This window comes from Chromatiaceae bacterium, assembly GCA_024235395.1.
Classification (GTDB): domain Bacteria; phylum Pseudomonadota; class Gammaproteobacteria; order Chromatiales; family Chromatiaceae; genus Thiosocius.
In genome coordinates this window covers 24,326-37,965 of record JACKMK010000003.1, presented here as the reverse complement: position 1 = coordinate 37,965, position 13,640 = coordinate 24,326, and the positions used below count along the sequence as shown (strand labels likewise).

Below are 13,640 nucleotides of genomic sequence, written 5' to 3'. Positions count from 1 at the left end.
ATTGCCCGGCTCCTCTACTCCAGCATCAACAGGACGCTGTCGACTACGGTTCTCCAGATACCGCCTTCAGGTACGTCGTCCAGCGCGATCAGCGGATGACGCGCAAACACCTCGCCGTCCAATTCGACCACGACCTCGCCGACCTTCTGTCCCTTGTCGATCGGTGCCTGGATCTGTGGCTGGATCTCGGTGCGCGCATTGAGCTTGTCGTATTGGCGTCGTGGAATCGTGACGAACAGGTCCTTCGCCAAGCCGATTGAAACCTCTTCCTGTTCCCCCATCCACACGCGTGTACGTACCAGTCGGTCACCCGCGCCGTAAAGGCGGTGGGTCTCGTAAAAACGGAAGCCGTAATTCAGCAGCGACTGGCTCTCGCTGAGGCGCGCCTTTTCACTCTCGGTGCCCATTACCACCGACACCAGACGCATGTCTTCGCGTTTGGCCGACGCAACCAGGCAAAAACCGGCAGACTCGGTGTGCCCGGTCTTTACGCCGTCGACCGAATCATCGCGCCACAACAGGTTGTTACGGTTGTGCTGACGGATGTCGTTGTACGTGAACTCCTTGACCGCATACAGCTTGTACAGTTCCGGAAACTCCCGGATCGACGCCTCGGTGACTCGGACGATGTCGTGCGGCGTCGTGTAATGGTCGGGGTCCGGCAGTCCGGTCGCATTGACGAAGTGTGTGTCGTGCATTCCGAGGCGGCGGGCATGGTCGTTCATCAGATTTGCGAACGCCTCCTCGCTGCCGGCGACGTGCTCGGCGAGCGCGACGCTGGCGTCGTTGCCCGACTGGATGATCATGCCTTTCAGCAGATCCTCGACGCTGACGCGCGTGTTGACCTCGATGAACATGCGCGAGCCGGGGGTCTTCCAGGCCTTCTCGCTGACCAGCACCTGGTCGGAGAGTTTGACCGAGCCGTCGCGTATCTCGCGGAACACCGCGTACGCGGTCATGATCTTGGTCAGGCTCGCCGGTTCCAGGCGTTGCTCGGCGTCCTTCTGCGCCAGAATGCGATCGCTGTCCATGTCGATCAGCAGGTAGCCGGATGCATTGATCTCGGGGGCTGCGGGGATGGTGGGATTGGCCCACGCTAGGATCGGTGTCAGAAGACACAGGAAGGTGCTGGTGATGAGGGCTTTGTACACGTTACTTCACTTGCTGGCTGGTTGTGGCGATGCGGTACACGGTGGGCATGGCCCCGTTCCGGCGTGCCGGATGTGAGAATTCGAACGGCTCGCGCGATCCACGTGAGCGCCTTGTGTCGGCGACATTCTAACGTCGGCGGGCGCAGTCGGTCAGGGTGATATCCCTAAAGTGTGCTTGGAAAATTGGAGGTGACCGCGCGGCGCAAACATGCGTCACCGTTTCCGACGGCGGCAAGCGATTGAAAATGAAGGAAACCGAAAACCGCGATCTCGGATTGCCGTTCAGAGAACATTGTCACAGACGGCATTTTTCCGAGTCCGTTCAAGTGCCGGCGCATGGCCGGTTTTGCGACTGGACAAGGGTCTTAGTCGATGACTACCAGCGGCTCGGCGATGCCGAGTTGATGCATCTGCAGCGTGACCTGGTCGGCGACCTCGACAGAGTTCAGCGGCCCCACCTGCACGCGGTGCATGGCGCCGGCTGCGGTTGCAGCGGCAATCACGCGGACCTGGCGGGACAGCGCCTGTTCCAGCCGCGTGCGCAGTCGCCGCGCATTGGCGTCGCTGCTGAACGCCCCGGCCTGCAGGTAGATACGCGGGGCGCCCGAATCATCGCCTCCCGGCCTGCCGGCAGGCGCGGCCGGCGTGTCCTTGCGGGCGACCCGGATGGTCGCCGGCTTCGGTGCGCCGGGCTCGATCGCGCGGATCTCTACCAGCGCGGTGCCCTTACCGAGCATGCCGATGCGCGCGGCGGCCGCATACGACAGGTCGATGATGCGGTTTTCGTGGAACGGGCCCCGGTCGTTGACCCGCACGATCACCCGCTTGCCGTTCTCGAGATTGGTGACCTCCAGGTAGGTGGGGATCGGCAGGGTGCGGTGGGCGGCCGACATCGTATACATGTCGTATACCTCGCCGTTCGAGGTGCGCCGGCCGTGGAACTTGCGTCCGTACCACGAGGCGATGCCGCGTTCCACGTGCCCTCGGCTGCTGGACAAGGTGTGGTAGCGCTTGCCGAGCACCACGTAGGTCTCGGGGTTGCCGCCACGGCTGATCGGTTCGACGCGAGGCACCGCATCCGGTACGTGACTGGTGTCACGGTGTTCCCCGGGGCCGTCGCGTTCTCCGGGGAGGTCGGTCAGGCGTCCACCACAGCCACCCAGGACAGCTCCGAGCATCAGCACTGCAAGGATCGGTAACAGACGACGCGCCGAGGTCATTCGCATCATGGTGGTGCCTCAGCCGGTACCTTGCTGCACGGTCGTCGACTGGGCGAATGCCTGGCGGATCGCCTCGCTCAGCTGGTAGACCGCCATCGCGTACTTGCTGCGCGGGTTGTAACGCATGATCGCGTAGAAATTGTCCAGGCCGACCCAGTACTCCGTGCCATCGTTGGTTTCCAGGTCGATCAGGCTGAACTTCGCGCCGGGTGGCAACGGCGTCGCGGTGGTGATCCCCGCATCGGCCAGTTGCTCGGCGGTCAGGCTGGGTTTCGCACCGGCATCGAGCAGGGCCTGAACCCGTTCCGTAGCGCCCTGCGCCGGCAGGGTGACCGGTTGGCCGGCCTTCCAGCCGCCCTTCTTGACGAAATAGTTCGCGACGCTGCCGATCACGTCGTCGGTGCTGTGCCAGATGTCGCGGTGCCCGTCGCCGTCGAAATCGACCGCGTAGGTGCGGAACGAGTCCGGCATGAACTGCGGCATTCCCATCGCCCCGGCATAGGAACCGGTGGGCATGACCGGTTCGATCCTTTCCTCACGGGCGAAACGCAGAAAATGGCTGAGCTGTTCCCGGAAGAACTCGCCACGTTTCGGGTAATGGAAGCCGAGTGTGTGCAACGCATCCAGCACGCGGTAATTGCCGGTGTGTGCGCCGTAGCGCGTCTCGACACCGAGGATCGCGACGATGATCTGCGGGGGTACGCCGTACTCGGCCTCGGCACGTGCCAGCGCCACCGCGTGTTGCCGCCAGAACGCGACACCACCCTGAATCCGTGATGGAGTGAGGAAGATGTCGCGATACTCGCTCCAGTTCAGTACCCGTTCGGCGGGACGTGAGATCGCCTCGAGGATCGGCTTGCGGACCTGCGCCTTGTACAGGGTCCGCGTCAGTTCGCGCTCGTTGAACCCGTGGCGCTTGACCATCTGCTGAATGAACTCGGCGCGCAGCTGGTCCGGTGTCTTGGCCTGGGCCAAGTTTGCCAGAGCAAGCATCAGGGACAGGGCGAGGACTCGATACATCGTCAGGTCGGCAACAGTTTGCGGTGAGTATGGATGGACATCAGGATACCGAAGCCGGCCATCAGGGTCACCAGGGAGGTGCCGCCATAGCTGATCAACGGCAGCGGCACGCCGACCACCGGCATCAGGCCGGTGACCATTCCGGTGTTCACCAGCACGTAGACGAAAAAAACCAGGGTCAGGGCGCCGGCCAGCAGGCGGGTGAAGGTGTCCTGGGCCCGGGTTGCGATATACAGGCCGCGACCGATCACGAACAGGTAGATCGCCAGCAGAAACAGTACGCCGATCAGCCCGAATTCTTCCGACATCACCGCGAAGATGAAATCGGTGTGTCGTTCCGGGAGAAAATCCAGTTGCGACTGGGTGCCGTTCAGCCAGCCCTTGCCGTACAGGCCGCCCGAACCGATCGCGATCTTCGATTGGATGATGTGGTAGCCGGCACCGAGCGGGTCCTTTTCCGGATCGAGAAAGGTCAACACGCGCTGTCGCTGGTAGTCGCGCATCAGGTACCAGACCACGGGCGCGGCGCCCGCCGCGGTCACGACGAGCCCGCCAATCAACTGCCAGCTGATACCGGCCAGAAACAGCACGAATATCCCGGCGCTGCCGACCAGAACCGCGGTGCCCAGGTCGGGTTGCTTCGCAATCAGCGCAACCGGCACGACGATCAGCATTGCCGCAATCGCCAGGCGGTGCCAGCTCGGCGGCAGGCGCTTTTCGGCCAGATACCAGGCGATCATCAGGGGCACCGCCAGTTTGACCATCTCCGAGGGCTGGAACCGGACGAAGCCCAGGTCGAGCCAGCGCTGCGCGCCTTTGCCGATCTCGCCGAACGCCAGCACCATGACCAGCATCGCGACGCCAACCGCGTACAGCCAGGGACTCCAGCGGCGCAGCGTGGCCGGGTCGAGCTGGGCAATCGCGAGCATCACCAGGAAGGCGAGCAGTATACGTACCGCCTGGCGCTCGACCTGGTCGAGGTTCTGACCGGACGCGGAGTACAGGACGATCAGTCCGAACCCGCACAGCACCAGCAGCCCGACCAGCAGCGGCAGATCGATGTGGAATACCGCCAGCAGCCCCTGACGGCGATTGGGATTGGTGGGCGTCAGATCACCAAGCTGGCGCGGCAGGTAGTTCACGATTTGCTCTCCCTCGAAGGAGTGTCCTGGGCGGGTTCCTTCGGCAGCAGGTACGCATCCATGATCGCACGGGCGATCGGCGCGGCAACCGAACCGCCGTGTCCGCCGTTCTCGACCACCACCGCGACCGCGATCTGTGGGTCATCGGCTGGCGCATAGGCAATGAACAGTGCGTGGTCACGCAGTTTCTTTTCGAGTTCCGCCTCGTCGTATTCCTCGTCCTGGGCGACCGTGAAGACCTGCGCGGTGCCGGTCTTGCCGGCGATCTTGTATCGCTCGGAGCGGATGCGTTTGGCGGTGCCGCGCGGGCTTTCCACCACATGGAGCATGCCTTGGCGAATGTCTTCCCAGTTCTGCTGCAGCGCGATCGGGATCTGGTGCACGCTCGGTGGGATCGGCGTGATCTCGCCGGTGTCGCGCGACTGCAGGTAGTCCACGACGCGTGGCGTGTAGAAGGTGCCGTTATTGGCGATCGCTGCCGTTGCGGCCGCCAGCTGCAGCGGGGTGGCGAGGAAGTAACCCTGCCCGATCCCCATGATCAGTGTCTCGCCCGGATACCAGGGCTGACGCCGGGCGCGGCGTTTCCATTCACGCGACGGCAGCAGGCCGCCCGATTCCCCGGTCAGGTCGATACCGGTGCGCCCGCCGAATCCGAAGCGTGCAAGAAAACCGTGCAACCGGTCGATGCCGAGTTCGTAGGCGAGCTTATAGAAAAACACGTCGCACGACTGGACGATCGCCGAGTCGATGTCCATCGGGCCATGACCGCCTTTTTTCCAGTCCCGGTATCGATGCACATTGCCGGGCAGCTGGAAGAACCCCGGGCAGTACACGCTGGTATCGTACTGGATGGCGCCCTGTTCCAGTCCCGCCAGACCCATGAAGGGTTTGACCGTCGACCCCGGTGGATACTGGCCGTGCAGTGCACGGTTGTAGAGCGGTCGGTTCTCATCCTTCTGCAGGGCATCGTAGTTTTTCGTGCTGATGCCCTCGACGAACAGGTTCGGGTCGTAACCGGGCTGGCTGACGAATGCCAGCACACCGCCGTTCTTCGGGTTGATCGCGACCGCGGCCCCGTTGTTGTCGCCGAATGCCTGCATCGTGACTTCCTGCAATGCGATGTCCAGGTGCAGGTGCACGTCGACACCGGGTTCAGGAGCGTTCTGTTCAAGGGTGCGGACCTTGCGTCCCGCGGCATTGACCTCGACCTGTTCCAGGCCGACGACTCCATGCAGCGCGGATTCGTAGGTCTTCTCGACGCCGTTCTTGCCGATATGGCTGGTGCCGGCGTAGTTCGACGCATCGATCTGCTCGATGTCGCGCTGACTGATGCGTCCGACATAGCCCAGCACATGCGCGGTACTCAGGTCGTGAGGATAATGACGCAGCAGCTGGGCCTTGATGTCGACCCCGGGAAAGCGATGGCGGTGCACAGCGAACTGGGCGGTCTCGTCCTGGCTGAGATCGACCCGGATCGGCACGCTGTCGAAACGCCTCTTGCGTTTCTTGAGCTGCCAGAATCGATCGAGGTCCTCTTCGCCGATCTCGATCACCTTGGACAACTCGCGCAGCGTCCAATCCAGGTCGTCGACCTGTTCCGGCGTGATCTCCAGGCTGTAGGCCGGCCGGTTCTGCGCGAGCAGCACACCGGTACGGTCGTAGACCAGTCCCCGTGTAGGCGGTATCGGTAGCACCTTGACGCGGTTCTCTCGTGAAAGCGTCGTGAAATGCTCGTGTTCGACGACCTGCAGCTGGAACAGGCGCCACGCGAGTACCGCGACCGCGAACAGCACCAGCATCCCGGCGACGATCGCGCGGTTCAGGAAGTCCTGGCTCTCGCGTATTGTGTCCTTGAGCTGCATCGGTCAGCCGCTACCTCAGCTCACCTTGAAGTGCCGACGGATCTTGCGCAATGTGACGAATACCCAGGGCCAAAGCAAGGTGCCGATCAGCGGTACTGTCCAGTAACCGAGTCCGGGAGCGATGCTGCGCGTTGCGCCGGTGATCCATAGCGCCAGCAGGTGGTCGATCACCAGCAGTACAAGGATGCCGAGCGACTGCTGCCAGAGCGGAAACACCCGGATGCGCTGGTGCAGCTGTATCGCGATGAAGGTCACAACCGACAGGCCGAGCGCGTGCTGTCCGAGCAAGGTGCCGGTGAGTACGTCCAACACGATTCCGGCGATGAAGCCGCTGCCCACGCCGACCCGGTGCGGCAGTGCGATGGCCCAGTACAACAGCACCAGCGTGACCCATTGAGGCCGGAACGGCCGTGCCCATTCCGGCATCGGTAGGATGGTCAGCAGCATCGCGACACACAGGGTGAGCACGATAACCAGTCGCCCCTGGCCGCCGCTCATCTGTCGAGCTCCACGCCTTCCGTCTGTTGTTCGATGTCCCGGGGCGTCGCCTCGGTGGTGGATGCCCGACGGGCCGGCTGCACAGCGGGTTCGGGCGTTTCGCGGGCGACCGGCACCTCGTTGGGGATGGTCCAGACCAGCAGGACCTCGCGGCTGCGATCGAGGTGGGCGCGCGGTTGTGCGAGCACGGTGGAGAACGGCGCATCCGGTGAGCGGTCGATCTGCGTGACGGTCGCGACCGGGTATCCGGGCGGAAACTTGCCGCCCAGGCCTGACGTCACCAAGAGATCACCCTCGACGATGTCCGAATTGGTGGGCAGGTAGGGCAGACGCAGCTGATCGATGCGGCCGGTGCCGACCGCGATGGTGCGCAGGCCGTTGCGCAACACCTGCACCGGCAGCGCATGACTGGTGTCCGTTATCAACAACACGGTCGAACTCAGCGGCGTGACATGGGCGACCTGGCCCATGACCGCGTGCGCGTCGAGGACCGGCTGGCCTTCGAAAACGCCGGATACCGATCCTTTCTTGATCGTCACCTGTTGCTTGTAGGGGTCGAGATCCACCGAAGACAGCTCCGCGACCAACACGCGGTCACCTACCTTGAACGACGAATCGACCAGGTCGCGCAGGCGCATGTTTTCGGCCTGCAATGACTCGTATTTCTGCAGTTCTCCCTGCAGGCGCAGGTTTTCGTCCAACAGGCGCCGGTTCTGCACGAGCAGCGTCTCGCGGCTGGTCGTGGTCTCGCTCAGCCAACGGCTCGTCGTAAACGGCAGATCGGCCAGGAACTGCAGCGGATAGGTGAAGAACGCGAGTGCGCTGCGCAGTTGTTCGAGGTGGTGGAACCGGTGATCGACCACGAGGAGGATCAGGGACAGGATGACAGCCGCCACCAGGCGGGTGGTTTGCGAAGGGCCTGCAGCAAAGATCGGCTTGATGGTGACGCTCCCCGTTCTTGCAGTCTGCCTCGCGCGAGCCGATGTTCACCGGCTGCGTGCGCGGTTCACTCTACCGTAAAGATATCGCCCCCGCGTTCGTCCATCATCTCGAGCGCCCGACCGCCGCCGCGCGCGACGCAGGTCAGGGGGTCTTCGGCGATGATCACCGGCAAACCGGTCTCTTCCTCGATCAAGCGGTCCAGATCCTTCAGCAGGGCGCCACCACCGGTCAGCACGATACCGCGCTCGGCGACGTCGGCCCCGAGTTCCGGTGGTGTCTGCTCGAGCGCCTTCTTGACGGCGTCGACGATGCCCGAGAGCGGCTCCTGCAACGCCTCGAGGATCTCGTTGGAACTCAGGGTGAAGCTGCGTGGCACGCCTTCGGCGAGATTGCGACCCTTGACCTCCAGCTCGCGCACCTCGTTGCCGGGATAGGCCGAACCGATCTCCTTCTTGACCCGCTCGGCAGTCGCCTCGCCGATCAGGGTGCCGTAGTTGCGGCGCACATAGTTGATGATCGCTTCGTCGAACTTGTCCCCGCCGATACGCACCGAGTTGGAATACACGATGCCGTTCAGCGAGATGATCGCGACTTCCGAGGTACCGCCGCCGATGTCGAGCACCATCGAGCCGCGTGCCTCGTCGACCGGCAGACCGGCCCCGATCGCCGCGGACATCGGCTCCTCGATCAGGTACACCTCGCGTGCACCGGCCCCGGCGGCGGATTCCTTGATCGCGCGCCGCTCGACCTGGGTGGATCCGCACGGGACGCACACCAGGACGCGGGGGCTCGGACGGATCAGCCGCGATTCGTGCACCTTATGGATAAAATACTGCAGCATCTTCTCGGTGACCGTGAAGTCGGCGATCACGCCTTCTTTCATCGGCCGGATCGCGGTGATGTTGGCCGGTGTACGGCCGAGCATCTTCTTCGCCTCTTCGCCGACTGCCGCGACCGACTTGGGTCCGCCCGGACCACGATCCTGGCGGATCGCGACGACCGAGGGTTCGTTCAGCACTATGCCCTGATCGCGCGCATAGATCAGAGTGTTGGCGGTGCCGAGATCGATCGAAAGGTCGTTGGAAAAGAGCCCACGAATACGCCGAAGGAACATGCTGTGACTTCCGGTGGACGGCCGGGCGACCCGTCTGAACAAGCCACGGCCTTGGGTGTTTATGCGTCGTGCCGGGCGTCCCCGGCCCGGGAAGACGCGTAATCTAACAACGGCCCCCGGCTTCGGCAAGCACGCCGGGCAGCGGTTGCTACCGAGGTGGCGTCGGAATGTGGTAATTTCCCGAATCCGTTTCAGCCATACCGCATTCGGTAATCGAGTATGTCGTTATCAGCCGATGATGTCGCGAAGATCGCCCATCTGGCCAGGCTCGCGGTGACTCCGCAAGAGTCGGCCGCGCTGGGTGCGGAGCTCTCGAAGATCCTCGATCTGGTCGCGCAGATGGATGCGCTGGATACCTCGTCGGTCGATCCGATGGCGCATCCGCTGGAGATGGCGCAACGTCTGCGCATCGACGAAGTGACCGAACGGGATGAGCGCGAACGCTACCAGGCCAACGCGCCGGCCGTGGAGAACGGACTGTTTCTGGTCCCCAAGGTGATCGAATGACGCCGTCGGGGTGCGCCGTCGGCGTGCCGTGGTCACCGTCACTGAACATGGATTGCACCTAGTCCGATGCACAACAAGACCCTCGCGGAACTCTCGACCGCATTGCGCCAAGGCGAACTGTCCAGCGTCGAGCTCACCGAGCACATGCTGCAACGCATCAACACACACGATGCGACGCTGAACAGCTTCGTCACCGTGTGCGCCGATTCGGCGCTCGCCCAGGCCAGGGCCGCGGATGCGCGGATCGCCGCGGGCGAGGTCGGCCCTTTGACCGGGATTCCGATCGCCCACAAGGACATCTTCTGCACGCGCGATGTGCGCACCACCTGCGGTTCTCGGATGCTGGAGAACTTCGTATCGCCATACGATGCCACCGTGGTCGCGAACCTGCAGCGTGCCGGCGTGGTGATGCTCGGCAAGACCAACATGGACGAGTTCGCGATGGGCTCGTCGAACGAGACCAGCTACTACGGTGCGGTGCGCAATCCGTGGGACACCGCCACGGTGCCGGGTGGTTCCTCAGGTGGATCCGCGGCGGCGGTGGCGGCGCGACTGTGCGTTGCCGCGACGGGCACGGATACCGGCGGTTCGATTCGCCAACCGGCCGCGCTGACCGGGATCACCGGCCTGAAGCCCACCTACGGCCGCTGTTCGCGCTGGGGCATGATCGCGTTCGCGTCGTCACTCGATCAGGCGGGGCCCATGACCCGCAGCGCGGAAGATGCGGCGCTGATGCTGGGCGGCATGGCCGGCTTCGACGAACGCGACTCGACCAGCGCCCAGCGTCCGGTCGACGACTACGTCGCTGCGCTCGATCGCCCGATCCGCGGGATGCGCATCGGGGTCGTCAAGGAATTCATGGGAGACGGGCTGGATGCCGGGGTCGGCGCCGCAATCGGCCAAGCGATCGACGAACTGGCCAAGCTCGGTGCCGAACCGGTCGAGATCAGCCTGCCGAATGCCGGGCTCTCGGTCCCCGCCTATTATGTCGTCGCACCCGCTGAATGCTCGTCCAACCTGGCACGCTTCGACGGCGTGCGTTATGGCCATCGTTGCGACGATCCGAAAGATCTCGAGGATCTGTACAAGCGTTCACGCTCCGAGGGCTTCGGCGCCGAGGTGAAGCGGCGGATCATGGTCGGCACCTATGCATTGTCCGCGGGCTACTACGATGCCTACTACCTCAAGGCGCAGAAGGTGCGTCAGCTGATCGCCGACGACTTTCGTGATGCATTCGAACGCTGCGACGTGATCGCCAGTCCGACTGCGCCCGGGACCGCATTCCGGCTCGGCGAGAAGGCCGACGATCCGGTCTCGATGTACCTGCAGGATATCTACACGATCGCGGTGAACCTCGCCGGGCTGCCCGGCATTTCGATTCCGGCGCCGACGAGCGGGGGTATGCCGGTCGGCCTTCAGCTGATCGGCAACTATTTCGACGAGGCGCGATTGCTGAACGTCGCGCATCAGCTGCAGTCGGTGACCGACTGGCACCGCCAGGCGCCGGCGGCATTTGCCTGAGGCAGATCGTCAACAGCATCAGAACGCGGGTAACTGTCATGCAATGGGAAACCGTCATCGGTCTGGAGATCCACACCCAGCTTGCGACGCAGTCGAAGATCTTTTCCGGGTCGTCGACCGCATTCGGCGCCGACCCCAACACCCAGGCATCGTTGATCGATCTCGGTATGCCGGGTGTGCTGCCGGTATTGAACCGCGAAGCGGTGCGCATGGCGGTGCGGTTCGGAACGGCGATCGGCGCACAGATCACCCGTCGCTCGATATTCGCGCGCAAGAACTACTTTTACCCCGACCTGCCCAAAGGCTATCAGATCAGCCAGTACGAGTTGCCGGTAGTGGGCACCGGGCAGGTTGAAGTGGTACTCGAGGATGGCAGCGTCAAACCGGTCGGTGTGACCCGTGCCCATCTCGAAGAAGATGCGGGCAAGTCGTTGCATGAGGACTTTCACGGCATGACCGGGATCGATCTCAACCGGGCCGGCACGCCGCTGCTCGAGATCGTCTCCGAGCCGGATATGCGCTCGGCGAAGGAGGCGGTGGCCTACGCGAAGAAGATCTACCAGATCGTGACCTACATCGGGATCTGCGACGGCAACATGCAGGAAGGTTCCTTCCGCATGGATGCGAACGTCTCGGTGCGTCCCAAGGGCCAGGCCGAGTTCGGTACGCGTGCCGAACTGAAGAACATCAACTCGTTCCGCTTTCTCGAGAAGGCGATCAATTTCGAGGTCCAGCGCCAGATTGAGGTGATCGAGGACGGTGGCAAGGTTGTCCAGGAAACGCGCCTGTACGACGCGAACAAGGATGAGACGCGTTCGATGCGCTCCAAGGAAGAGGCCAACGACTACCGCTATTTCCCCGACCCGGACCTGTTGCCGCTGGAGATCGATGCAGCCTTCATCGACGAAGTCATCGCGGGGATGCCGGAGTTGCCCGACGCGCGGCGTGCGCGCTTCGAGGCCGAATACGGCCTCTCGGCCTATGACGCCGACGTGCTGACCAGCAGTCGGGCGCAAGCGGATTACTTCGAGGCCGCGGTCGACGGCGGCGGCGATGCCAAGCTGGTCGCCAACTGGGTAATGGGTGACCTGGCCGCGGCGCTCAACAAGGATGGTGTCGAGATCGCTGCCAGCCCGGTCGCTGCGGCGGCGCTGGGTCAGCTGGTCGCAAGAATTCGCGACAACACCATCTCCGGCAAGATCGCAAAAGACGTGTTCGCCGCGATGTGGGCCGGCGAGGGCGGCGCGGATCAGGTCATCGAGGCTAAAGGTCTGAAGCAGATCACCGATACCGGGGCCATCGAGTCGCTGGTCGACGAGGTGCTCGCGGCAAATGCCGCACAAGTCGAAAATTACCGCAACGCGGCGCCCGACAAGCAGCCGAAGATGCTTGGGTTCTTCGTGGGCCAGATCATGAAGAAATCGCAGGGCAAGGCGAACCCGCAACAGGTCAACGAGCTGCTGCGCAAGAAGCTGAACGGCTGATACCCGCGCGGCGCACGATCTGCACCGCGGCATCGGGGAGGCCGCGTGCCGCAGGTGCCGAATATCCTGGGCTCGCGTGTCCGGATTCGCGGTCGTTGCCGGTCCGTGGTGGGTCGACCGTATTCGTGAAGGTGAACAGTGGTGAGTGAAATCGAGGTCCGCAGTGCATCCGAGGCAGACGCCCAGGTCTGGGACGCGTATGTCCTGGCGCACCCGCACGGGACCTTCTTCCACCGCTACGGCTGGAAGCGCCTGATCGAATCGACCTACCGCTATCCCGGCCATTACCTGCTCGCCGAACGTGACGGTCGGTTGTGCGGCGTGTTGCCGCTGGGGGAGGTCAAACACCTGCTGTTCGGGCATTCGCTGATATCGGTACCCTTCTGTGTCTACGGTGGCGTGCTGGCCGACGACGACAGGGTGCGCGGGGCGCTCGAGTCGCATGCGATGGCACTCGCCGATCGGCTGCGGGTCAGCCACCTGGAGGTTCGCAACGAGCGACCGATGCGCGACGACTGGCAGCGCAAGGACGGTCTTTACGTGACCTTCAAGCGCGCGTTGAGCGCCGACCACGACGAAAACATGCAGGCGATCCCCCGCAAGCAGCGCGCGATGGTGCGCAAGGGGATCAAGGCCGGCCTGGTCGGCGAGCTCGATGACGGCGTCGAACATCTTTATCGGGCGTATTCCGAGAGTGTGCGCAACCTGGGCACACCGGTGTTCCCCAAGGCGCATTTCCAGGCGATCCGTGCCGAGTTCGGCGATGACGTCGATGTGGTCACCGTGCGTCACGAAGGTCAGGTCGTGGCGTCCGTGATGAATTACTACTTCCGCGATCAGGTACTACCGTTTTACGGCGGCGGTATCTCGGCGGCGCGCGACCTCGCGGCGAACGATTTCATGTATTGGGAAGTGATGCGGCGTGCGGTCGAGCGCGGTTGCCGGGTGTTCGATTTCGGTCGCAGCAAGCTCGACACCGGGTCTTATCGATTCAAGAAGCACTGGGGCTTCGAAGCCGAGCCCCTGCACTATGAGTACTATCTCGTGCGTGCCACCGAGATGCCCGACCTGAATCCGAACAATCCCAAGTACAGGCTGTTCATCAACGCGTGGAAACGGCTGCCGGTCGGCGTCAGCCGCATGATAGGGCCCTGGCTCGCACGCGGGCTCGCCTAGCGC

The 13,640-nt window shown here is 63.5% G+C and carries 12 protein-coding genes; 4 read left to right on the top strand and 8 right to left on the bottom strand.

The features are described from left to right. Window positions 1–14 precede the first annotated feature (14 nt). The 8 genes from H6955_13565 to H6955_13530 form a co-directional block, all read right to left on the bottom strand. Window positions 15–1,151, bottom strand: a complete 1,137-nt coding sequence (locus H6955_13565) for a D-alanyl-D-alanine carboxypeptidase (protein ID MCP5314579.1) — start codon at window positions 1,149–1,151, stop codon at window positions 15–17. A 365-nt stretch (window positions 1,152–1,516) separates the two neighbouring features. Continuing rightward, window positions 1,517–2,371, bottom strand: a complete 855-nt coding sequence (locus tag H6955_13560; GenBank protein MCP5314578.1) for a septal ring lytic transglycosylase RlpA family protein — start codon at window positions 2,369–2,371, stop codon at window positions 1,517–1,519. An 18-nt stretch (window positions 2,372–2,389) separates the two neighbouring features. Further along, on the bottom strand, window positions 2,390–3,364 hold the full coding sequence (gene mltB / locus H6955_13555) for a lytic murein transglycosylase B (protein ID MCP5314577.1): 975 nt from the start codon (window positions 3,362–3,364) through the stop codon (window positions 2,390–2,392). Window positions 3,365–3,393: 29 nt separating this feature from the next. Beyond that, window positions 3,394–4,503, bottom strand: a complete 1,110-nt coding sequence (gene rodA, locus H6955_13550; GenBank protein MCP5314576.1) for a rod shape-determining protein RodA — start codon at window positions 4,501–4,503, stop codon at window positions 3,394–3,396. A 26-nt stretch (window positions 4,504–4,529) separates the two neighbouring features. Beyond that, window positions 4,530–6,395 carry a penicillin-binding protein 2 gene (mrdA, locus tag H6955_13545; protein ID MCP5314575.1) on the bottom strand — a complete coding sequence of 622 codons (1,866 nt, stop codon included), beginning with the start codon at window positions 6,393–6,395 and terminating at the stop codon, window positions 4,530–4,532. A 15-nt stretch (window positions 6,396–6,410) separates the two neighbouring features. Next, a complete protein-coding gene (gene mreD, locus H6955_13540) occupies window positions 6,411–6,893 on the bottom strand; it encodes a rod shape-determining protein MreD (GenBank protein MCP5314574.1) in 483 nt (160 codons plus the stop codon). Continuing rightward, complete coding sequence (gene mreC / locus H6955_13535; protein MCP5314573.1) at window positions 6,890–7,834, bottom strand: rod shape-determining protein MreC; 945 nt, start codon at window positions 7,832–7,834, stop codon at window positions 6,890–6,892. The genes mreD and mreC overlap by 4 nt, the downstream gene beginning before the upstream one ends. 65 nt (window positions 7,835–7,899) lie before the next feature. Continuing rightward, window positions 7,900–8,949, bottom strand: coding sequence for a rod shape-determining protein (locus tag H6955_13530; GenBank protein ID MCP5314572.1), 1,050 nt, complete (start codon window positions 8,947–8,949; stop codon window positions 7,900–7,902). A gap of 219 nt (window positions 8,950–9,168) precedes the next feature. Here H6955_13530 and gatC point away from each other — a divergent pair, with 219 nt between their 5' ends. The 4 genes from gatC to H6955_13510 all read left to right on the top strand — a co-directional run bounded on the left by gatC (window position 9,169) and on the right by H6955_13510 (window position 13,637). Next, window positions 9,169–9,456, top strand: coding sequence for an Asp-tRNA(Asn)/Glu-tRNA(Gln) amidotransferase subunit GatC (gatC, locus tag H6955_13525; protein MCP5314571.1), 288 nt, complete (start codon window positions 9,169–9,171; stop codon window positions 9,454–9,456). Between the two features lie 66 nt (window positions 9,457–9,522). Continuing rightward, the gene (gatA, locus tag H6955_13520; protein MCP5314570.1) at window positions 9,523–10,977 is read left to right on the top strand and encodes an Asp-tRNA(Asn)/Glu-tRNA(Gln) amidotransferase subunit GatA; all 1,455 of its coding nucleotides are present in this window, start codon (window positions 9,523–9,525) and stop codon (window positions 10,975–10,977) included. A gap of 38 nt (window positions 10,978–11,015) precedes the next feature. Beyond that, window positions 11,016–12,461, top strand: coding sequence for an Asp-tRNA(Asn)/Glu-tRNA(Gln) amidotransferase subunit GatB (gene gatB / locus H6955_13515; protein MCP5314569.1), 1,446 nt, complete (start codon window positions 11,016–11,018; stop codon window positions 12,459–12,461). A gap of 138 nt (window positions 12,462–12,599) precedes the next feature. Next, a complete protein-coding gene (locus H6955_13510; protein ID MCP5314568.1) occupies window positions 12,600–13,637 on the top strand; it encodes a FemAB family PEP-CTERM system-associated protein in 1,038 nt (345 codons plus the stop codon). Window positions 13,638–13,640 lie beyond the last annotated feature (3 nt).

Bases quoted from the DNA above. Each gene is read 5' to 3' on its own strand.
- H6955_13560 (MCP5314578.1), bottom strand. From the start codon at position 2,371: ATGACCTCGGCGCGTCGTCTGTTACCGATCCTTGCAGTGCTGATGCTC.
- mltB (MCP5314577.1), bottom strand. From the start codon at position 3,364: ATGCTTGCTCTGGCAAACTTGGCCCAGGCCAAGACACCGGACCAGCTG.
- mrdA (MCP5314575.1), bottom strand. From the start codon at position 6,395: ATGCAGCTCAAGGACACAATACGCGAGAGCCAGGACTTCCTGAACCGC.
- mreD (MCP5314574.1), bottom strand. From the start codon at position 6,893: ATGAGCGGCGGCCAGGGGCGACTGGTTATCGTGCTCACCCTGTGTGTC.
- H6955_13530 (MCP5314572.1), bottom strand. From the start codon at position 8,949: ATGTTCCTTCGGCGTATTCGTGGGCTCTTTTCCAACGACCTTTCGATC.
- gatC (MCP5314571.1), top strand. From the start codon at position 9,169: ATGTCGTTATCAGCCGATGATGTCGCGAAGATCGCCCATCTGGCCAGG.
- gatA (MCP5314570.1), top strand. From the start codon at position 9,523: ATGCACAACAAGACCCTCGCGGAACTCTCGACCGCATTGCGCCAAGGC.
- gatB (MCP5314569.1), top strand. From the start codon at position 11,016: ATGCAATGGGAAACCGTCATCGGTCTGGAGATCCACACCCAGCTTGCG.